Origin of the sequence: Microbacterium sp. (assembly GCF_043427715.1) — a bacterium.
Classification (GTDB): Bacteria; Actinomycetota; Actinomycetes; order Actinomycetales; family Microbacteriaceae; genus Microbacterium.
The window spans coordinates 38181-57544 of the sequence record NZ_JBHWTD010000103.1 but is presented as its reverse complement, the minus strand read 5'-3'; the positions used below and the strand labels follow the sequence as shown (position 1 = coordinate 57544).

The window sequence follows — 19364 nt, the reverse complement described above, 5'->3', positions numbered from 1 at the left end:
AGGTCGGCGTCACGCCGGCCTCCCTCTCTCTGCGCTCTGCGGCGCGCACCTGCCGCAGCATCCACGCCCTCATTAGGATCGGAACATGACCCTCGAGCTGCGCGACATCACGAAGAGGTTCGGCGCGCTGGTCGCAAACGACCACATCAACCTCACAATCCGGCCCGGGGAGATCCACTCACTCCTGGGCGAGAACGGCGCCGGCAAATCGACGCTGATGAACGTCCTGTACGGCCTCTACCAGGCCGATGAAGGCCAGATCCTCCTCGACGGCGAGGCGCAGGCCTTCGCGGGCCCCGGCGACGCCATGGCCGCCGGCATCGGCATGGTGCACCAGCACTTCATGCTCATCCCCGTCTTCACGGTCGCCGAGAACGTCATGCTCGGCCACGAGTCCACCTCCTTCGGCGGCCGGCTCGATCTCGGTGCGGCTCGCGCGAAGGTGCGCGAGATCTCCGAGCGGTTCGGTTTCGACGTCGACCCGGATGCGGTCGTCGAAGACCTCCCCGTCGGCGTCCAGCAGCGGGTCGAGATCATCAAGGCGCTCTCCCGCGACGCGCGCTACCTCGTCTTCGATGAGCCCACCGCCGTGCTGACGCCCCAGGAGACCGACGAGCTGATGGGCACGATGCGCCAGCTCAAGGCCGAGGGCAAGGGCATCGTCTTCATCACCCACAAGCTCCGCGAGGTCCGCGCCGTCGCCGACCGCATCACGGTCATCCGTCTCGGCAAGGTGGTCGGCGAAGCCGAGCCCACCGACACGAACGAGCAGCTCGCCTCCCTCATGGTCGGCCGCGCCGTCGAGCTGACCGTCCACAAGGACGCGCCGAAGCTCGGCGACGTCGCGCTCAGTGTGACGGGTCTCACCGTCACCGACCCCGCCGGCCTCGTCCTCGTGGACGATGTGTCCTTCGAGGTGCGCCGCGGTGAGGTGCTCGCGATCGCCGGCGTCCAGGGCAACGGGCAGACCGAGCTGACCGAGGCCATCGTCGGTCTCCAGGACCGTGTCAGCGGCTCCGTCAGCCTGGACGGCGAGGAGCTCATCGGCAAGTCGGTGCGCGGTATCCTCGACGCCGGGGTCGGGTTCGTGCCCGAAGATCGCAAGGTCGACGGTCTCGTGGGGGAGTTCTCGATCGCCGAGAACCTCATGCTCGACCGATCCAACGGTGCGCCCTTCGTCAGGGCGGGCACGCTCCAGCTCCGCGACCTCGATACGTTCGCGCGCGAGAAGATCACCGAGTTCGACATCCGTACGCAGGGACCGGCGCAGCCGGTCGGACGGCTGTCAGGCGGCAACCAGCAGAAGGTGGTGCTCGCTCGTGAGCTGAGCCGCGATCTGCGTCTGTTCGTCGCTGCGCAGCCGACCCGCGGCGTCGACGTGGGCTCGATCGAATTCATCCACAAGCGGGTCATCGAGACCCGCGACGCCGGCGTTCCGGTCATCGTCATCTCCACGGAACTCGACGAGGTCACCGCCCTCGCCGACCGGATCATGGTGATGTACCGCGGAAAGGTCGTCGGCATCGTCCCCGGTGACACCCCGCGTGACCGACTCGGCCTCATGATGGCAGGCCTCTCGGCCACGGAAGGAGCAACGGCATGAGCGCCGCGAGCCCCGAGACGCAGCTTCCCCAGCCCGACCGTCTCGAGCACCCCAACGCGCCGACGGGCACCAACCGCTGGCAGAGCGCGTGGCGGAACGTCGTCACCGGCAACGCGATCATCTCGGTGTTCGCCGTGCTGCTCGCCGTCATCGCCGGCTCGATCATGATCGCCTTCACCGACGAAGGCGTCCAGGCTGCGGCGGGGTATTTCTTCGCTCGACCGATGGACACCATCGTCGCGCTCGGCGAGGCGATCGGCGGCGCCTATGGCGCCCTGTTCCGCGGCGCGATCTACAACGTCAACGCGGCCGATTTCGCCACCGGCATCCGTCCGCTGACCGAAACGCTGAAGTTCGCGACACCGCTGATCCTCGCCGGTCTCGGCGTGGGGCTCGCCTTCCGTGCGGGTATGTTCAACATCGGTGGCCAGGGTCAGATGCTCATGGCCGCCGCGGCCGCCGGCTGGCTGGCGACCTCGGTCAACGCCCCGTGGCCGCTGCACATGCTGCTCGCGATCCTCGCGGGCATGGTCGCCGGTGGCCTGTGGGCCGGTATCGCCGGATTCCTCAAGGCGCGCACCGGCGCGCACGAGGTCATCGTGACGATCATGCTCAACAACGTCGGCGTCTATCTGATCGCCTGGATGCTGGCGACGCAGGGCATCCTGCAGGCGCCGGGCTCCAGCAACCCCAAGACCGCCGCGATGCCCGAGTCGGCGATCCTGCCGCAGATCCTCGGCCCGCAGTACAAGCTGCACGCCGGCTTCATCCTGGCCCTCCTCGCCGTCGGGTTCGTGTGGTGGCTCCTGCAGCGCTCCAGCCTCGGCTTCCGCTTCAAGGCCGTCGGTGAGAACCCCGCCGCGGCGAAGACGGCCGGCATCAACGTCGGCCGGATGTACCTGTGGGCGATGATCATCGCGGGCGCCCTCGTCGGCCTCGCCGGCGTCAGCCAGATGCTCGGCACCGTGACGACCGGCTTCGGTCAGGACATCGACGCCGGCATCGGCTTCGACGCCATCACCGTCGCCCTCCTCGGACGCTCGTCGCCGCTCGGCATCCTCGCCGCCGGCATCCTCTTCGGCGCCTTCAAGGCCGGTGGCTTCGCGATGTCGGCATCCGAGCAGATCCCCGTCGAGATCGTCCTCGTCGTGCAGTCGCTCATCGTGCTGTTCATCGCCGCGCCGCCGCTGGTGCGCGCAATCTTCCGCCTCCCGCAGAAGGATCGCCCGGCGCGCCGAAAGCAGCGCTCCTCGAAGAAGGAGGTGGCGGCGTGACCACGACCCCCGCAACCGCCGTCGTCTCCGACGGCCAGCGCACCGTCACCGTCGTCTCCTGGAAGACGACCATCGTGTTCGCCGTCTTCACGGTGCTGTTCGCCCTCCTGCCGCTGCTGGCGCCCCGCCGTGGCGAGAGCGCCTTCCGCCTCGCCGCCGGCGGCGACGCCATCCAGCTCGCCGACCTGGTCCTCCCGGCCGATGGCACCGCCTGGTTCGCCGTCGTCGTCATGGCGCTCGTCACCGTCGCCGCCGCGTTCTTCACGACGCGCGGACGACGCACGCCGCTGTGGCTGACGGCCGTCTTCGGCGTCGTCCTCGTGATCGGATTCCTCGCCTGGGCTTCGGCCGGAGCGACGCTTCCGGTGGTCAGCCTCCTCGCGGGGTCCATCGCCCTCGCCACGCCCCTCGTGTTCGGCGCCCTCGGCGGCGTCATCGGGGAGCGGGTCGGTGTCGTCAACATCGCCATCGAGGGACAGCTGCTCGCCGGTGCCTTCAGCGCCGCGGTCGCCTCCTCGCTCACCGGATCGCCCTGGGCGGGCCTGGTCGCGGCGATGGTCGCGGGCGTGCTGGTCGGACTCGTGCTGAGCGTCTTCGCGATCACGTACTACGTCAACCAGGTGATCGTCGGTGTCGTGCTCAACGTCCTCGTCATCGGCCTGACCACCTTCCTCTACCGGCAGGTGCTCGTCCCGAACTCGGACACCCTCAACAGTCCTGAGCTGTTCCGCACGGTCTCGATCCCGCTGCTGAGCGAGATCCCGATCATCGGACCGGTGCTGTTCCGCCAGAGCGTCATCGTCTACGTGATGTTCCTCGCCGTGTTCCTGGTCTGGTACGGCATGTACCGCACCCGCTGGGGTCTGCGCCTGCGCGCCGTGGGTGAGCACCCGCAGGCCGCCGACACCGTCGGCATCAAAGTCGCGCGCACCCGGTACGTCAACATGATGCTCGCGGGCGCGGTCGCCGGTATGGGCGGCGCGTTCTACACGCTCGTCTCGGTGCCGGCCTTCAACCGCGAGATGACCGCCGGGGCGGGCTTCATCGCCCTCGCCGCCGTCATCTTCGGAAAGTGGGACCCGCTGCGGGCGACCCTCGCGGCGCTGCTGTTCGGGTTCGCGACCAACCTGCAGGGCATCCTGTCGGTGATCGGCTCGCCGGTGCCCAGCCAGTTCATGCTGATGTTGCCCTACCTCGTCACCATCTTCGCCGTCGCCGGTGTCGTCGGGCGGTCGCGTCCGCCCGCCGCGTCCGGCGTCCCCTACGTCAAGAGCTAGGAGTCCTCCCGTGACAGACATCGATTGGGACGAGCTGCGTGCCGCCGCCGTCGACGCCATGGAGAAGGCATACGCCCCGTACTCCCGCTACCGGGTGGGCGCCGCCGCCCTCGTCAGCGACGGACGCATCGTCACCGGCTGCAACGTCGAGAACGCCTCGTACGGCGTCGGGCTGTGCGCCGAGTGCGGGCTCGTCGGCAACCTGCAGATGACCGGCGGCGGCGAGCTCGTCGCCTTCGTGTGCGTCAACAACGACGGCGAGACGATCATGCCGTGCGGTCGCTGCCGCCAGCTGCTCTACGAATTCGCCCTTCCCGGGATGCTGCTGGAGACCGTCTCCGGCATCCGCTCCATCGACGAGGTCCTCCCCGACGCGTTCGGTCCCCGCGACCTGGAGGCGGCTCGATGAGCGGTGTGGAGCCGTTCGACGCGGTCGACGTCATCCGCACCAAGCGCGACGGTGGCGCGGTCCCCGAAGACGCCCTCCGCTGGATGATCGATGCCTACACGCGTGAGTACGTCGCGGACTCGCAGATGGCCGCGTTCGCGATGGCGGTGCTCCTGAACGGCATGAGCCGTGACGAGATCCGCGTCATGACCGATGCGATGATCGCCTCCGGCGAGCGGATGAGCTTCGCGGGACTCGGCAAGCCCACCGTCGACAAGCACTCCACCGGTGGCGTCGGCGACAAGATCACCCTCCCGCTGGCGCCACTGGTCGCCTCGTTCGGCGTCGCCGTGCCGCAGCTCTCCGGCCGTGGCCTCGGACACACCGGAGGCACGCTCGACAAGCTCGAAGCCATCCCCGGCTGGCGCGCGGCCCTGTCCAACGAGGAGATGGTCGAGCAGATGCGCGGCGTCGGCGCCGTCATCTGCGCCGCAGGGTCGGGGCTCGCCCCCGCCGACAAGCGGCTCTACGCACTGCGCGACGTCACCGGAACCGTCGAGGCGATCCCGCTGATCGCGTCGAGCATCATGTCGAAGAAAATCGCCGAGGGCACCGACTCGCTCGTGCTCGACGTGAAGTTCGGCTCCGGCGCCTTCATGCGCGACGTCGACAAGGCTCGCGAGCTCGCTCGCACGATGGTCGCGCTCGGCACCGACTCCGGTGTCGCCACGACCGCGCTGCTCACCGACATGAACACGCCGCTGGGCCTTGCGATCGGCAACGCCAACGAGGTCCGCGAATCGGTCGAAGTGCTCGCCGGAGGCGGCCCCGCCGACGTCGTCGAGCTGACCGTCGCGCTCGCGCGAGAGATGCTCGCCCTCGCGGGACAGCCGGATGCCGACGTCGAAGCGGCCCTCAAGGACGGCCGAGCGATGGACGCGTGGCGTGCCATGATCGCCGCCCAGGACGGCGACCCCGACGCGCCCCTGCCCACCCCCCGCGAGACCCACACGGTCACCGCGCCGACCTCGGGTATCCTCACGCGGATGGAAGCGCTGCCCTTCGGCATCGCCGCGTGGCGTCTCGGCGCCGGTCGTGCGCGCGCGCAAGACCCCGTCATCCACGCCGCCGGCATCGACCTGCACGTGAAGCCGGGCGACACGGTGACCGCCGGACAGCCCCTGTTCACCCTGCTGGCCGACGATGACAAGCGGTTCGACCGCGCCGCCGAGGCGCTGGACGGCGCATGGGAGATCGGCGCGGACGCACCGGCATCCCGCCCGCTCGTCCTCGAACGCATCACCGCTTGACCCCCCACAACGAGGAGACCCTCATGGCCATCGACCAGCACGGCGACGCGAAGCTGCAGGGCGTCTCGATCCGTTCGCTTCCGAAGGTGTCGCTGCACGACCACCTCGACGGTGCGCTGCGGCCTCAGACGATCATCGAGCTCGCCGACGAGGCGGGCGTCGAGGTTCCCACCGATGCCGCAGACGACCTCGCGGACTGGTTCGAGGATCAGGCCGACTCCGGCTCCCTCGTCGAGTACCTGAAGACCTTCGACCTCACCACCGCCGTGATGCAGACCCGTGACGGACTGCGCCGCGTCGCGAAGGAGTTCGTCGAGGACCTCGCCGCCGACGGCGTCATCTACGGCGAGGTGCGGTGGGCTCCCGAGCAGCACCTCGCGGGCGGGCTCAGCCTCGACGAGGCGGTCGAAGCCGTGCAGGAGGGGATCGAAGAGGGCGAGGACGCCGCCGAGGCATCCGGTCACGACATCCGCGTCGGTCAGCTGATCACCGCCATGCGCCACGCCGACCGGTCCCTGGAGATCGCGAAGCTCGCGATCGCGCACCGCGGGCGCGGCGCCGTGGGCTTCGACATCGCGGGTGCAGAGGACGGGTTCCCGGCCTCGAAGCACCGTGAGGCGTTCGACTATCTGGCATCCGAGTTCTTCCCCGTCACGGCGCACGCCGGCGAGGCGGCCGGACTCGACTCGATCCGTTCGGCGCTCATCGACGGTCGCGCGCTGCGGCTCGGGCACGGTGTGCGCATCGCCGAGGACCTCGACGTCGTCGAGGAGAAGGGCGACGAGGTGCAGGTGCGGTTCGGCGCCCTGGCCCGCTGGGTGCGGGACCGCGAGATCCCGTTGGAGCTGTCGCCGTCCTCGAACCTGCAGACCGGAGCTATCGCCAAGTGGGGCACCCAGCTCGTCGATCACCCGTTCGACCTGCTGTACCAGCTCGGTTTCGCGGTGACGGTGAACGTCGACAACCGCACGATGAGCCGCACCTCGCTGACCCGCGAACTGAGTCTCCTGGCCGACACGTTCGAGTACACCCTCGACGACCTCGAGGCGTTCCAGCTCAACGCCGCCGCGGCCGCGTTCTTGACCGTCGAGGAGCGTGAGGAGCTCATCGAGCTCATCGCCGAGGGCTTCTCCCGCTGAGCTCGCCGCGGGCGGCCCGCGCCGGCCGTCCGCGAGCGGTGAGGCCGCGCCCGGCCGTTTGCGTGCCCTGGACGCGTTCCGGCCCTCTACGTGCGCGTGCGCGAGCGCGCTCCCGTCCTCCGCGTGCTCTAACTCCTCATCGTTGAGAGTTTGCCGCGGAAACCGGCCTCCGGTATCGCGGCGTGATGGCGGGCTTGAGGAGTTAGCACACGCGTCTCGTCTGTCTGTGCGGCGTTGGCGGCGGCGCACGGTCCGGCTGGCCGAGCTGTGAGTCAGCGGGCGGCGACGGGCCGGTGGCGGAGGATCGCGGCGATGGTCTCGCGGAGCTCGTCCCGGCGGAAGAAGATGTCTTCGGCCATCGGCCGGATCGTGGTGTAGCCGAGGGTGGCGGCGGTGAGATCGCGGCGCCGATCGTTGCGCTGCGCATCCCACCCCTCGTGGTGGGCTCTGCTGTCGCACTCGATGATGAGCCATCCGTCGACGACGAAATCCACGCGTCCGACTCCGTTGATCCTGACCTGGACCTGGACGGAGCAGGGCAGCGTGCGCAACAACAGTCGCATCAGTGTCTCGGCTCCAGACTCCGCACGCGGATCGAGAAGCCGGCGGAGATGCGCGAACCTCGCCGGGAGACGTCGGAACACCTCGGTGAGTCCGTCCTCGTCGATCAGCCCGAGATGCAGCGCGCTGTCCAGGGTGGCGATCGCGGATCGCGGGTCCTGGCAGCGGCACGATTGCGCCAGCGCGTCGACCAGGTCGACCACCACGGTCCCGGCGGCGTCTGCGCACGCTCGCCAGTGCCGGACGACGCGGTCGCCGGGCAGAGGCAGTCTGCTCGACCCGTTCGCCGCGTGAACGTGCAGGGCGGCGTGATCGAGGACGAAGACTCCCAGCGAACGCAGCAGCGAGACGCAGTCGAGGCGGCAGCCGAGCCGGGCGGCGGCGACGATGTCCGGGTGAGCAGAAGCCGGCAGATACCGACCGCGACGCACGCGGAGGAGATGTCCGTGCGTCACGGCCTCGCGGAGGGCGCGACGGCTGAGCGGCAGTTCGCTCCGAGTCAGTGCGCGGCGGATCATCACGGGGCGATGGTGTCCGAGCTGCCCGGGTTCAGGCGCGCCCGCCACGGACCGGGGGACAAGTCGTGCTCACCGCCCGCGGGGGAGGAGCCCGTGCGCGGTCGTGTGGCCGAGCGTGTCGTCGGCTCTGCGGACCCAGTTTGGAACGGGCGGCGTGCGCTAACTCCTTACATTCCCGGCTGTCGCGCAGTGCGGTGCGCGATCTGATGCCGATCCCGGCCGTTCTTCAGGACTTGCGGCACGGCGGCGACGGCGGGCCGCTCAGCGCGCCGCCGCGGCGGACCGGGGTCAGAGGCGGCCGAGGAGCGTGCGGACGGATGCCGCGATCTCGGCGGCCATCTCGGCGTCGGTGATGGTGGGGTCGCCGTCGCCGGACTGGGTGCCGTAGTGCTGAGGCGGATTCCTCGGCGGCCATGACGCCGGTCTGGGTCCAGGCGATGAGGCCGATGGCTCCCGCGACCAGCACCCCGGCGAGGGAGAGCGCGAGATCTTCACGATCCGCTGTCGGCGCCGACGGCGGCGGCCTGCCGTCAGTTCACGGCCTCCTGCGGGAGTTCGACTGTTCCCGTCACAAGCGCGGTCAGCCCAGCTCGCTCTGCCGCTCGCGGACGGCGGCGACCACGGTGGGGGAGAGCGGGTGACCGGCGTCGAGACCGGTGACGGATGCCACGAACGCGTCGGCGTCCTCCGTCCGGAGCCGCTGCTGCAGTTCGACCGCCTGCGGGTCCCCGGCGTCCTCGAATCGCAGCGCCGCTGAGATCGCGGCGACGAGTCCCTCGACGGGGAGTCCCCGCTCGGCGGCCGCGGCGGCCGGGCCGATGAAGCGCTCGTGCCGCGACAGCTTCCGCAGCGGCTGACGACCGACGCGCTGCACGGTATCGGGGAGGGCCGGGTTGGCGAAGCGCTGCAGGATGGTCCGGCGATAGTCGGCGAGCTCTGCCGCATCCAGTCCGTGGACGGCGTGGAGCAGGGCGGACGTCTCGGTGAGGGCGCGCTCCACCGAAGCGGCGATCGTCGGATCGGCGAGGGCGTCGGAGATCCGGGTGAGGCCGGCCTGCGCACCGAGGTAGGCCGTGGCGGCGTGGCCGGTGTTCACGGTGAAGAGCTTCCGTTCGATGTACGGCGCGAGGTCGTCGACGAAGTGCGCGCCCGGAATGTGCGGCGGGTCGTCGCCGAAGGGACCGCGCTCGATCGCCCACTCGAGGAACGGCTCGACGGTGACGTCGACGCCACCGCCTGCGGGCTGGCCGGGGACGATCCGGTCGACGGCGGTGTTCGCGAACACCGCGCGCGCGGACAGCGCCTCCCACTCGTCGCCGGCGAGCTTCTCCATCTCGGCGCGGAGCAGGTCGGTGGCGTTGATGGCGTTCTCGCACGCCATCACCTGCAGGGGAGCGGATGCCGGGTCCCGCCGCGCGAGTCCCGCGAGGATGCTGGGCGCGACGAAGGGCAGGATCGTGGGGCCCACTGCGGTGGTGGCGACGTCGGCCGTGGCGATCTCGGCGGCGAGGCCATCGGGATCGGTCTGGCTGTTGATCGCACGGAAGCCCGTGACGGTCTTGTCGCTCCCGCCGGTGCCGACCTCGTGCACGGTGTACTCCGTGACGCCGTTGATCGTGTCGACGAGGGTGGGGGCGACGTCGGAGAAGACGAGGTCGTAGCCGCCTTCGTGCAGCAGCAGGCCGACGAAGCCGCGACCGATGTTGCCGGCGCCGAAGTGGACGGCTTTCATGCCTCGTTCACCGTCGACAGGAGACGGAACAGATCTTCGGGGGTCTGAGCGGCCTTCAGACGGGCGACGTCTTCGTCCTCCGAGAAGAGCAGGGCGATCTGGGAGAGGATCTCGAGGTGCTCGTCGCCCTTGCCGGCGATGCCGACGACGAAGGTGACCGGCTCGCCGCCCCAGTCGACGCCTCCGTCGTAGCGGACGAAGGAGAGCGCCGAGTCGAGGATCGTGTCCTTCGTGTCGTTGGTGCCGTGCGGGATGGCGAGCTCGTTGCCCATGTAGGTCGAGACGGCGACCTCGCGCTGCTGCATCGCGTCGAAGTAGGCGCCGGTGACGGCGCCGGCGGTCTGGAGGATGTCAGCGGCCTCCCGCATCGCCTCCTCCTGGCTGACGGAACCGGAGTGGATGCGGATCTGACCGAGGGTGAGGACGTCGCGGGCCATGGGGATCTCTCTTCCTGCTGGTGGGGTGGAACGGAAGCGGGGCTGCGGGGCCGGGACCATTGTCTCCGACCCCGCAGCGGTCCGCATCAGGGGGCGTCGTGCTGACGCCGCACCATCTCCACGACCTCGTCGTACTTCGGCGAGTTCATGAAATTGTCGACCGACACGTGGATCGCGTCGGGGTTCTGGTGCTTCGCCCGGTCGGTCAGCTGCTGCTGGGTGATCACGAGGTCAGCGGTGCCGTCCAGGTTTGCGATGGCCTTGTTGACGACGGTGACGTCGTCGATGCCGGCCTTCTTGATCTTGTTGCGCAGCACGCTCGCGCCCATCGCCGACGACCCCATGCCGGCGTCGCAGGCGAAGACGATCGAGCGGATCTCACGGTCGCCGGCGGTGAGCGTTCCCGCGGCGGCCGCTGCCGGAGCGGCATCCGTCCCGCGCAGGCCCGACAGTGCTGACGAGCTCTTGCCCTTGTTGGCCTCGGTGCGGGCGATCGCCTCGGTGAAGCCGCCCTGTCCTGAGGCCTCCCGGGCGAGGTCGCGCTTGCGGGCGGCGAGCAGGATCACGCTGGCGACGGCGAACGTCACCGCTGCCGAGATGACGACCGACAGGATGACGCCGAGGTGGCTGCCGGGGGAGGTCTGGATCAGCACGGCGAAGATCGATCCGGGGGAGGCTGCGGCGACGAGACCCGACTGGAAGATCGCGTTCGTGGCGACGCCCGAGGCGCCACCGGCGATGAGCGCGAGGATCAGCAGCGGCTTGGCCAGCACGTACGGGAAGTACACCTCGTGGATGCCGCCGAGGAACTGGATGACGAGCGCACCGGGAGCGGTGGCGCGGGCGGCACCGACGCCGAACGCGGTGATCGCGATCAGCAGGCCGGCACCGGGGCCGGGGTTCGCCTCGACGAGGAACAGGAGGCTCTTGCCGTCGTCCACGACCTGCTGGCTGCCGAGCGGGGTGAACACGCCGTGGTTGATGGCGTTGTTGAGGAAGAGGACCTTGGCCGGTTCCACGAGGATGCTCGCCAGCGGCAGCAGGCCGTTCTGGATGAGGAAGCCGACGGCCGCGCCCAGGCCCGTCGTGACGGCCTTGATGACCGGTGCCACCCAGAAGAACGCGGCGAGGGCGGTGAAGAACCCGACGAAGCCGGCGCTGAAGTTGCCGACCAGCATCTCGAAGCCGGCACGGACCTTGCCCTCCCAGAGCTTCTCGACGTACTTGAGCGCGAGGGCTGCGAGCGGGCCGACGATCATGGCTCCGAGGAACATGACGGTGCCGTTCGCGCCGACGATCACGCCCATGGCGGCGACGGCACCCACGACGCCGCCGCGGACACCGTGCACCATGCGGCCGCCGGTGTAGGCGATCAGGGTCGGCAGGAGGTAGGTGATGATCGGGCCGACGAGGCCGACCCAGACGGTGCCGTCGGGGCCTTCGCCGCCGCCCAGCATGTGCGAGTCTGACCAGCGCCAGGCTTCGACGGGGCTCTCCTTGCCGACCCAGCCGGAATCGATGAACAGGGCGGTGATGAGGCCCCAGGCGATGAATGCGGCGATGTTGGGCATCACCATGCCGGACAGGAAGGTCCCGAATCGCTGGACGGCGACCCGGACACCTCCCGGCGCCGACGGAGAGGACGTCGTTGTCATGAGTGGATCTCCTTCGGGAGGGACGCAGCCTCGTGGGCTGCGCTTCGGGCGGATGCCGCGTCGGACGCGGCGAGGGCTGCCGAGGCGATGCGGCGCGCATCGTCGAGGCTGTGGGTGAGGAGGGTGGCGCGCACATCGGCGAGGGCGGTCGGCGCCATCGACAGGGTGGTCGCCCCGAGGCCGACGAGCACGACGGCCAGCAGCGGGTCGGCCGCCGCCTCGCCGCAGATCCCGACGGGCTTGCCGTGCACGCGGCCGCCGTCGCCGGTCGCCTTGACCAGCTGCAGCACGGCGGGGTGCCACGGGTCCTGGAACGAGGCGACCGAACCCAGCAGCCGGTCGGCGGCGAGGGTGTACTGCGTGAGGTCGTTCGTGCCGATGGAGGCGAAGTCCGCGACCGCCAGCACCTTGTCGGCCAGCAGCGCGAGCGACGGCACCTCGACCATGACGCCCGCTGTCTTGATGCCGTGCTCCTTCGCGATGGCGACGAAGTACTCCGTCTCCTCGACGGTCGAGACCATCGGCGCCATGACCCACAGATCGGCGTTCGTCGCGGCATCCGCGTTCGCGAGGGCCGTCAGCTGCTCGCGCAGGATGTCCTCGCTCGCGCGCAGGGCGCGCAGGCCCCGCAGACCCAGCGCCGGGTTCTCCTCGTGCGCGTCGTTGAGGAAGGCGAGCGGCTTGTCGGCTCCGGCATCCAGCGCCCGCACGACGACCTTCTTGCCCTCGAACGCCTGGAGCAGCTCGGTGTATGCCTTCGTCTGCTCCTCGACGCCCGGCGCCTGTGCGGAGCTCAGGAACAGGAACTCGGTGCGGAACAGCCCGACGCCTTCGGCGCCGAGCTCGACGGCCGCGGCGGCGCCGTCCGGCTTGCCGAGGTTCACCAGCAACGGGACGGGGGTGCCGTCGGAGAGGGCGCCCGGGGTGATGGGCGCCGCAGCCGCAGCGGCCCGGTCGGCCTTGCGGCGCTCGACCTGCGCGATGTCCGTCTCGCTCGGCGACGTCACGACGGTGCCCTGCGCGGCATCCACGATGACCGTCTCGCCGTCGGCCAGGTCGCCCGCGCCGTGCACGCCGACGATCGCGACGATCGACTTCTCCCGCGCGAGGATCGCAGTGTGCGAGGTGGGCCCGCCCTCGGTGGTCACGAGGGCGAGGACCTTGTCGAGGTCGAGCAGCGCCGTGTCGGCGGGCGCGAGATCCTTCGCCACCAGGACGAACGGATGCCCGGGGTCGGGGACGCCCGGAGCGGGCAGGCCGCGCAGGTGCGCGATGACCCGCTGGGCGACGTCGTCGAGGTCCGCGGCACGCTCACCGAGGTACCCGCCCATCGCGCTGAGGGTGTCGCGGAACGAGGCGAACGCGTCGAAGACCGCGAACTCGGCAGTCTTGCCCGCGGCGAGCCGCGCGGCGACCTCCTCCTCGAGGGCGGGGTCCTCCGCCATCATGGCCTGGGCTTCGAGCACCTCCTGCGCGGCGCCGCCGGCCGTCTCGCCGCGCGTCTCGAGGTCGCGCGCGACGGCGGCGATCGCGTCGCGCACGCGCGCGGTCTCCTCCTCGGGTGTCGCCGTGCTGGGACTGTCCTCGGGGGCGGGCAGGGGCGCTGCCATCCGTGCGATGGGGCCGTGGGCGACGCCCAGGCCGATTCCGACTCCGCGGAGCTCTGTCATGGTTCCCTCAGGCATCGTGATCGGTGGTGAGAAGTTCGGTCAGGGTGTCGAGCACCCGCTCGGCGGACTCGCCCTCGGCGGTCAGGGTCACGTAGTCGCCGTACTCGGCGCCGAGTGAGATGACGCTGAGGATGCTGGCGGCGTTGACGGCGGCGCCCGATCCCTTCGCGACGGTGACGGGTGCGCCGGCCTCCTTCGCCGCCTGGGCGAACAGCTTCGCCGGACGGGCGTGCAGCCCGTTCGCCGATCCGATCCGCACCGTTCGCGTGGCCTTCACGGTCATCGGGGTGTCCTTTCGGTCGGTGCGGGGGCCGCGGCGGCCTCGTCGGCGAGGGCGAGCGCCCGCGCGCCCTCCCGATCGTCGAAGATGTCGGCCGGCAGCAGCACGGCGTGCGCGCCCCGGCTCGCGGCGTCGGCACGCACATGGGGGAGCGCGGAACGCAGATGCGGACCGACCAGCACCACGTCGCCTGCCTCGACCTCGGCGCTGACCCGGCTGGGGGTGCCCGCCACGACGACCACGTTCCGTGCTAGGCGCTGTGCGGCGGCGCGCACCCGCTGGGCGACGAACGTGCTCGACGCGCCGGCGCCGCAGACGACGAGGATCTTCATCGATCCGCCTCCTTGTCTCTTCCGACATTCTGATCGCGCCGCCTCAGCCGCGACAACCACTCCTTCTTCCGCAGGGGAGGAAAGGAACGTCCCGGTCGGGGAGGAAGCGTCCACCCCGTGATTGACTGAGACGGTGAGCCGGACGAGACAGGACCGCGTGATGGCGCTCTTGTCCCGCGAGGGCGGGTGGCGGACCGCCGGAGAGCTCGCCGACCTCCTCGGCGTGACCCCGCGCAGCATCCGTTCGTACGTCGCCGCCCTGAACGCGCGGGTGCCGGGCGCGGATGCCGTCGAGTCAGGGCCCTCCGGATACCGCGCCGGGTCGGGCGCATCGCTCGCCCTCCGCGCGTCGCCGATCGAAGAGACGCCGCGCGACCGGCTGCACCGGCTGGTGCGGGAGATCCTCGACTCGGACGACGGCGTCGACGTCTACGACACCGCCATGAGGTTCCACGTCAGCGAGGCGACTCTCGACGGCGATCTGGGACGCCTGCGCGCGCTGCTCGGCGGCACCCACCTCACTCTGGAGCGTTCGGCGGCGCGGGTGCGTCTGGTCGGCTCCGAAATGGCGCAGCGGCGCCTGCTCAGCCGACTCGCGCACGAGGAGATGGAGCAGGGTGCCTTCGATCTCCGATCGCTGCGGCGGGCGCTCGGTGAGCAGACCATCGACACCTCCGCGCTCGGGGCCTTCAAAGCGGACCTCGTCGCCGGCCTCGGCGAGCTCGGCTACCTCGTCAACGAGTTCGGTATCGGCGACGTGATGATGCACATCGCCATCGCTGCTGACCGGGCCGGCCGGGGTCACCGGCTCGACGAGCAGGTCGCCGAGCCCGCCTCCGCCCGTTCCACCATCGGCGCCCTCATCGAGCGGCTGACCGATGCGCACCTGGGTGTGCGGCTCGGAGCGGGCGACCGCGATCACCTCGCCGCTCTCGTCCAGACCCGTGTGGTCGCCCCCGGCGCCGCCGAGCCGGAAACCGTCATCCGGGGGAGCCTCGACGACGATCTCGAGGGCGTCGTGCGCGCGGTCGTGGGCAGCGCGGCATCCGAGTTCCTCGTCGACATCGATCACGAGGACTTCATCCTCCGCCTCTCGCTGCACGTGCAGAACCTGCGGCACCGCGCGCAGGAGCAGGCGTGGTCGCGCAACGCGCTGACCCGATCGCTCAAGGCGACGTATCCGATGATCTTCGAGGTCGCCGTCTACATCGCCGAGCAACTGCGCGGACTCATCGGTGCGCCCCTGCACGAGGATGAGATCGCCTACATCGCTATGCACGTCGGCGGCCGTCTCGAACGATCCCGGCAGGCGGGTCGGCTGCTCACGGCGACCCTGGTCAGCCCCGGGTACTACGAGATGCACGAGTTGCTGCACGCCAGCATCGATCGCGCCCTGGGAGGGGAGATCGAGGTGGTCGCCGTGGAAAGTCGCGCCGACCCGGACTGGTCGCAGCTCGACACCGACCTCGTCCTCACCACGATCGATCCGGCCGCCCCCGCCGAGCGCATCGTGAGGATCCAGCCGTTCCTGACCGAGAGCGACGTCGAGCGCGTGCAGACGGCCGCCTCGCGGGCACGCCGGGCCCGGCGCCTCGCGGGCCTGCGCAAGGAGCTCGAACGGTACTTCTCGGCGGACGCCTTCATCGCGCGCCTCGACGCGGCATCCGACGAGGAGTCGGTCATCCGTCAGCTCGGCGCGCTGCTGGTGCGGCAGGGCATCATCGAGGAGGACTACATCGAGCGCGCCCTCGAGCGGGAGCGGATGTCCTCGACCGCTTTCACCGACGCGCTCGCCGTGCCGCACGCCATCGGCATGACGGGGACCCGCACGGCGATCGCCGTCGGCTTGGCCGACCCCGCGGTCGCCTGGGGGGAGCGGCGCGTGCAGGTCGTCGCGATGGTCGCCTTCTCCGAATCCGACCGGGAGGCGTTCCAGACCGTCTTCGAGCAGCTCGTCGAGGTCTTCAGCGAGCGCGACAGGGTGCAGCGCATCCTCCGTCGCGGCACCTCTTTCGCGGCGTTCCTCGACGAACTCGTCGCCGTCGTCGACGGCTGAGACCGCCGCTCAGCGCTGCAGCGACGCCTCCAGGCCGAGCCGGACCCCCGCCCACTCGTGCGGGAGGATCGAATAGACCACCGTGTCGCGGAGGCTGCCGTCCGGCCCGAGGCGATGGTTGCGCAGGACGCCGTCCTGCTTCGCGCCGAGTCGCTCGATCGCCGCGCGCGACTGTCGGTTGTGCCAGGCGGTGCGCAGTTCGACGGCGATCGCCTGGCACGTCTCGAAGGCGTGGGCGAGCAGGAGGAGCTTCGCCGCGGTATTCACAGCGGTCCGCTGCACGCCCCGGCTCAGCCACGTGTGGCCGATCTCGACGTGCCGGTTGTCCTGGTCGATGTTGCAGAAGGTCGTCATCCCCACTGCGCGCGACCCCGCGACGACCGCCCAGGGGTTCATCCGCCCCGCGGCGTGCTCGGCGAGGCGGTGGTCGATCTCGGCGGGGACGGATGCCGGCACCGACGTGTACCAGGCGTACTCGAGGCCCTCGCGTGCGGCCGTCAGGTCATCCGCGTGACGGCCGTCGAGCGGCTCCAGCCGCACATGGGAGTTCTCCAGGACGATCGGGTCGATGAGGCGCATGGAGTCAGCGTAGGACCCCTGCGGACCCATCGCCACGATCAGCCCTCGGGGGTGGCGACGACCACGCGCGCGCCGGCCTCGAGCGCGGCCAGGCGCGCCGCGGCATCCGCTGCGGAGTCGCCTCGCACATCGAGGTACGCCTTCAGCTTCGGCTCAGTGCCGCTGGGGCGGACGATGACCCGGGAGCCGTCGGCCAGCCAGAACCGCAGCACGTCGCCCGACGGCTGGCCGGGGGCGGCCTCCAGAAGGTCGTCGATCCGGTCGACGGCCACCGTTCCCACAACGGCGGGCGGCGCGGCGCGCAGCCCCGCCATGATCCGGCCGATGACGGAGACGTCGTCGACCCGGATGGACACCTGGCCGCTCGCGAAGAATCCGAAGGTCTCGCTGAAGCGGGCGAGGAGCTCGGCGAGCGTCTCCCCGTCCTCACGCGCCTGGGCGATGAGCCCGAGCATCGCCACGGCCGCCGAGATGCCGTCCTTGTCACGGACGGTCTCGGGGTTCACGAGGTAGCCGAGGGCTTCCTCGAACCCGAACACCAGGTCCGGTGCGCGGGAGATCCACTTGAAGCCGGTGAGGGTGGCGTGGAAGTCCAGACCGTGGTGCTCGGCGACGACCTGAAGTCCGGGGGAGGAGACGAGGGAGCACGCGAGGGATCCGCCGGATGCCGTGCGCGCGGCGCGCCACCCGAGGAGGAGCCCCACTTCGTTGCCGGTGAGACGGCGCCAGCCCTCGGCGGCGGTGGCGTCGGGGATCGCGACGGCGAGACGGTCGGCGTCGGGGTCGTTCGCGAGGATGAACTCCGCGCCGGCGGCGGTGGCCGTCCGGTAGGACAGGTCCATCGCGCCCGGCTCCTCGGGGTTCGGGAAGGCGACGGTGGGAAAGCGGCCGTCCGGCTCGATCTGCTCGGCGACCACGGTGGGAAGAGGGTACCCGGCGGTCTCGAGGATGCGGCGCAGGGTCGCCCATCCGACACCGTGCATGGCCGTGTACACCCACGGCATCCCGGCGGCGCCGGCGGGGGCGGGGGCGACGAGCGCGGTCGCGGCGACGTACGCATCCACGACGGACTCGTCGGCGATCTCGTAGTCCTCCGACCGCGGGACGGAGCCGAGGTCTGCGCGGTCGGCGACGGCCTGGATGTGCGCGGCGATCTCGGCGTCGGCGGGCGAGACGATCTGCGCGCCCTCCTCCGCGCCGCCGAGGTAGACCTTGTAGCCGTTGTCGTCGGGAGGGTTGTGGGATGCCGTGACCATGACGCCCGCGGAGGCGCCCAGATGCCGCACCGCGAAGGCCAGCACCGGGGTGGGCAGAAGGCGCGGGAGGAGGATCGCACGCAGGCCCGCTCCAGCGAAGATCTCCGCGCTGTCGCGGGCGAAGACATCGGAGTTGCGACGCCCGTCGTAACCGATGACGACCGACGGTGTGGCCTCCGGCTCCCGATCACGCAGGTAGGCGGCGAAGCCGGCGGCCGCCTGTCCCACCAGGACGCGGTTCATCCGGTTCGACCCGGCGCCCAGCGCACCGCGCAGGCCCGCCGTCCCGAAGGCGAGGCGACCGTCGAACCGGTCGGCGAGGTCGGCGATCGCGCCGGGGTCTCCGGCCTCGGCGCGATCGATGACCGCGGTGAGCTCGTCCCGCGTGGCAGAGTCGGGGTCTTGCGCGAGCCAGGCGCGGGCCGCGTCGAGGTGCGCCGCGCTCATAGCGCGCCGATCACGCGGGCGAGCAGATCCGAGATCACCGGCTCGGCCTCGCGGCCCGCGTCGATGACCTCCTGGTGACTCAGCGGCGTTGTCTGGATGCCGGCAGCCATGTTCGTGATCAAGGAGAAGCCGAGGATCTCCATCCCGGCCTGACGGGCGGCGATCGCCTCGAGCGCGGTCGACATGCCCACGATGTTGCCGCCGATGGTCTTCGCCATGCGGACCTCGGCCGGGGTCTCGTACTGCGGGCCGCGGAACTGGCAGTAGACGCCCTCGTCCAGGGTCGGGTCGATCGAGCGTGCGACATCGCGCAGTCGCGTCGAGTACAGGTCCGTGAGGTCGATGAAGGTGGCGCCTTCGAGCGGGGAGTCGCCGGTGAGGTTGATGTGGTCGCTGATGAGGACGGGCTGGCCGGGCTTCCAGGAGGTCTTGATGCCCCCCGCGCCGTTGGTGAGCACCATCGTCTTGGCGCCGGTGGCCGCAGCGGTGCGCACGCTGTGCACGACGCGGCGGACGCCGTGGCCTTCGTAGTAGTGGGTGCGCGCACCGATCACGAGGACGCGCTTGCCCTTCGGGGTGAGGATGCTGCGCAGCGACCCGACGTGCCCCGCGAGGGCCGGCTTGCTGAAACCGGTGACATCGGTGGCCGCGAGGGTGGCCGTCGTCTCGCCGATGAGCTCGGCGGCCTTCCCCCAGCCGCTTCCGAGGGTGAGGGCGATGTCGTGACGCTCGACACCGGTCAGACGTGCGATGTCGGCGGCCGCGGTGGCGGCCACCTCGAAGGGGTCGTTCGAGGTGTCGTCGAGGGGGTTGGTGTGATCGGACATGAGTCCACTTTAGGAACCCCGAG

The 19364-nt window shown here is 70.6% G+C and carries 17 protein-coding genes; 7 read left to right on the top strand and 10 right to left on the bottom strand.

All coding sequences use genetic code 11. From position 1 onward, the window contains the following. Nucleotides 1-85 precede the first annotated feature (85 nt). The 6 genes from ACHFGS_RS10575 to ACHFGS_RS10550 are packed head-to-tail and all read left to right on the top strand — an operon-like array spanning nt 86 to nt 6991. On the top strand, nt 86-1603 hold the full coding sequence (locus ACHFGS_RS10575) for an ABC transporter ATP-binding protein (protein WP_394278899.1): 1518 nt from the start codon (nt 86-88) through the stop codon (nt 1601-1603). Continuing rightward, nucleotides 1600-2877, top strand: a complete 1278-nt coding sequence (locus ACHFGS_RS10570; protein ID WP_394278900.1) for an ABC transporter permease — start codon at nt 1600-1602, stop codon at nt 2875-2877. The genes ACHFGS_RS10575 and ACHFGS_RS10570 overlap by 4 nt, the downstream gene beginning before the upstream one ends. Beyond that, nucleotides 2874-4154 carry an ABC transporter permease gene (locus ACHFGS_RS10565; protein WP_394278901.1) on the top strand — a complete coding sequence of 427 codons (1281 nt, stop codon included), beginning with the start codon at nt 2874-2876 and terminating at the stop codon, nt 4152-4154. Before ACHFGS_RS10570 ends, ACHFGS_RS10565 begins: the two co-directional genes overlap by 4 nt. Before the next feature lie 10 nt (nt 4155-4164). Next, on the top strand, nt 4165-4563 hold the full coding sequence (locus ACHFGS_RS10560; RefSeq protein WP_394278902.1) for a cytidine deaminase: 399 nt from the start codon (nt 4165-4167) through the stop codon (nt 4561-4563). Then, nucleotides 4560-5852, top strand: a complete 1293-nt coding sequence (locus ACHFGS_RS10555; protein ID WP_394278903.1) for a thymidine phosphorylase — start codon at nt 4560-4562, stop codon at nt 5850-5852. The genes ACHFGS_RS10560 and ACHFGS_RS10555 overlap by 4 nt, the downstream gene beginning before the upstream one ends. Before the next feature lie 23 nt (nt 5853-5875). Continuing rightward, nucleotides 5876-6991: an adenosine deaminase gene (locus tag ACHFGS_RS10550; protein WP_394278904.1), complete on the top strand. Its 1116-nt coding sequence runs from the start codon at nt 5876-5878 to the stop codon at nt 6989-6991. A gap of 272 nt (nt 6992-7263) precedes the next feature. Here ACHFGS_RS10550 and ACHFGS_RS10545 read toward each other — a convergent pair whose 3' ends face one another. The 7 genes from ACHFGS_RS10545 to ACHFGS_RS10515 all read right to left on the bottom strand — a co-directional run bounded on the left by ACHFGS_RS10545 (nt 7264) and on the right by ACHFGS_RS10515 (nt 14176). Further along, nucleotides 7264-8070 carry a hypothetical protein gene (locus ACHFGS_RS10545; protein WP_394278913.1) on the bottom strand — a complete coding sequence of 269 codons (807 nt, stop codon included), beginning with the start codon at nt 8068-8070 and terminating at the stop codon, nt 7264-7266. Nucleotides 8071-8650: 580 nt separating this feature from the next. Beyond that, the gene (locus ACHFGS_RS10540) at nt 8651-9802 is read right to left on the bottom strand and encodes a mannitol-1-phosphate 5-dehydrogenase (protein ID WP_394278905.1); all 1152 of its coding nucleotides are present in this window, start codon (nt 9800-9802) and stop codon (nt 8651-8653) included. After that, complete coding sequence (locus ACHFGS_RS10535; RefSeq protein WP_394278906.1) at nt 9799-10239, bottom strand: PTS sugar transporter subunit IIA; 441 nt, start codon at nt 10237-10239, stop codon at nt 9799-9801. The genes ACHFGS_RS10540 and ACHFGS_RS10535 overlap by 4 nt, the downstream gene beginning before the upstream one ends. An 86-nt stretch (nt 10240-10325) precedes the next feature. After that, complete coding sequence (locus ACHFGS_RS10530) at nt 10326-11894, bottom strand: PTS mannitol transporter subunit IICB (RefSeq protein WP_394278907.1); 1569 nt, start codon at nt 11892-11894, stop codon at nt 10326-10328. Beyond that, nucleotides 11891-13564, bottom strand: a complete 1674-nt coding sequence (ptsP, locus tag ACHFGS_RS10525; protein WP_394289451.1) for a phosphoenolpyruvate--protein phosphotransferase — start codon at nt 13562-13564, stop codon at nt 11891-11893. The genes ACHFGS_RS10530 and ptsP overlap by 4 nt, the downstream gene beginning before the upstream one ends. A 7-nt stretch (nt 13565-13571) precedes the next feature. After that, entirely contained in the window at nt 13572-13847 is a 276-nt protein-coding gene (locus tag ACHFGS_RS10520) for an HPr family phosphocarrier protein (RefSeq protein WP_394278909.1), read from the bottom strand. Beyond that, the gene (locus tag ACHFGS_RS10515) at nt 13844-14176 is read right to left on the bottom strand and encodes a PTS sugar transporter subunit IIB (protein WP_394278910.1); all 333 of its coding nucleotides are present in this window, start codon (nt 14174-14176) and stop codon (nt 13844-13846) included. The genes ACHFGS_RS10520 and ACHFGS_RS10515 overlap by 4 nt, the downstream gene beginning before the upstream one ends. A gap of 160 nt (nt 14177-14336) precedes the next feature. Here ACHFGS_RS10515 and ACHFGS_RS10510 point away from each other — a divergent pair, with 160 nt between their 5' ends. Continuing rightward, a complete protein-coding gene (locus ACHFGS_RS10510; protein WP_394278911.1) occupies nt 14337-16232 on the top strand; it encodes a BglG family transcription antiterminator in 1896 nt (631 codons plus the stop codon). Nucleotides 16233-16241: 9 nt separating this feature from the next. On the opposite strand, the gene ACHFGS_RS10505 is transcribed toward ACHFGS_RS10510, so the two are convergent. Genes ACHFGS_RS10505 through ACHFGS_RS10495 form a run of 3 tightly spaced genes read right to left on the bottom strand, consistent with a single transcriptional unit; the run spans nt 16242 to nt 19341 of the window. Then, nucleotides 16242-16811, bottom strand: a complete 570-nt coding sequence (locus ACHFGS_RS10505) for a GNAT family N-acetyltransferase (protein ID WP_394278912.1) — start codon at nt 16809-16811, stop codon at nt 16242-16244. A 38-nt stretch (nt 16812-16849) separates the two neighbouring features. Then, on the bottom strand, nt 16850-18514 hold the full coding sequence (locus ACHFGS_RS10500; RefSeq protein WP_394278914.1) for a phospho-sugar mutase: 1665 nt from the start codon (nt 18512-18514) through the stop codon (nt 16850-16852). After that, complete coding sequence (locus tag ACHFGS_RS10495; RefSeq protein ID WP_394289450.1) at nt 18511-19341, bottom strand: purine-nucleoside phosphorylase; 831 nt, start codon at nt 19339-19341, stop codon at nt 18511-18513. Before ACHFGS_RS10495 ends, ACHFGS_RS10500 begins: the two co-directional genes overlap by 4 nt. Nucleotides 19342-19364: the final 23 nt, after the last annotated feature.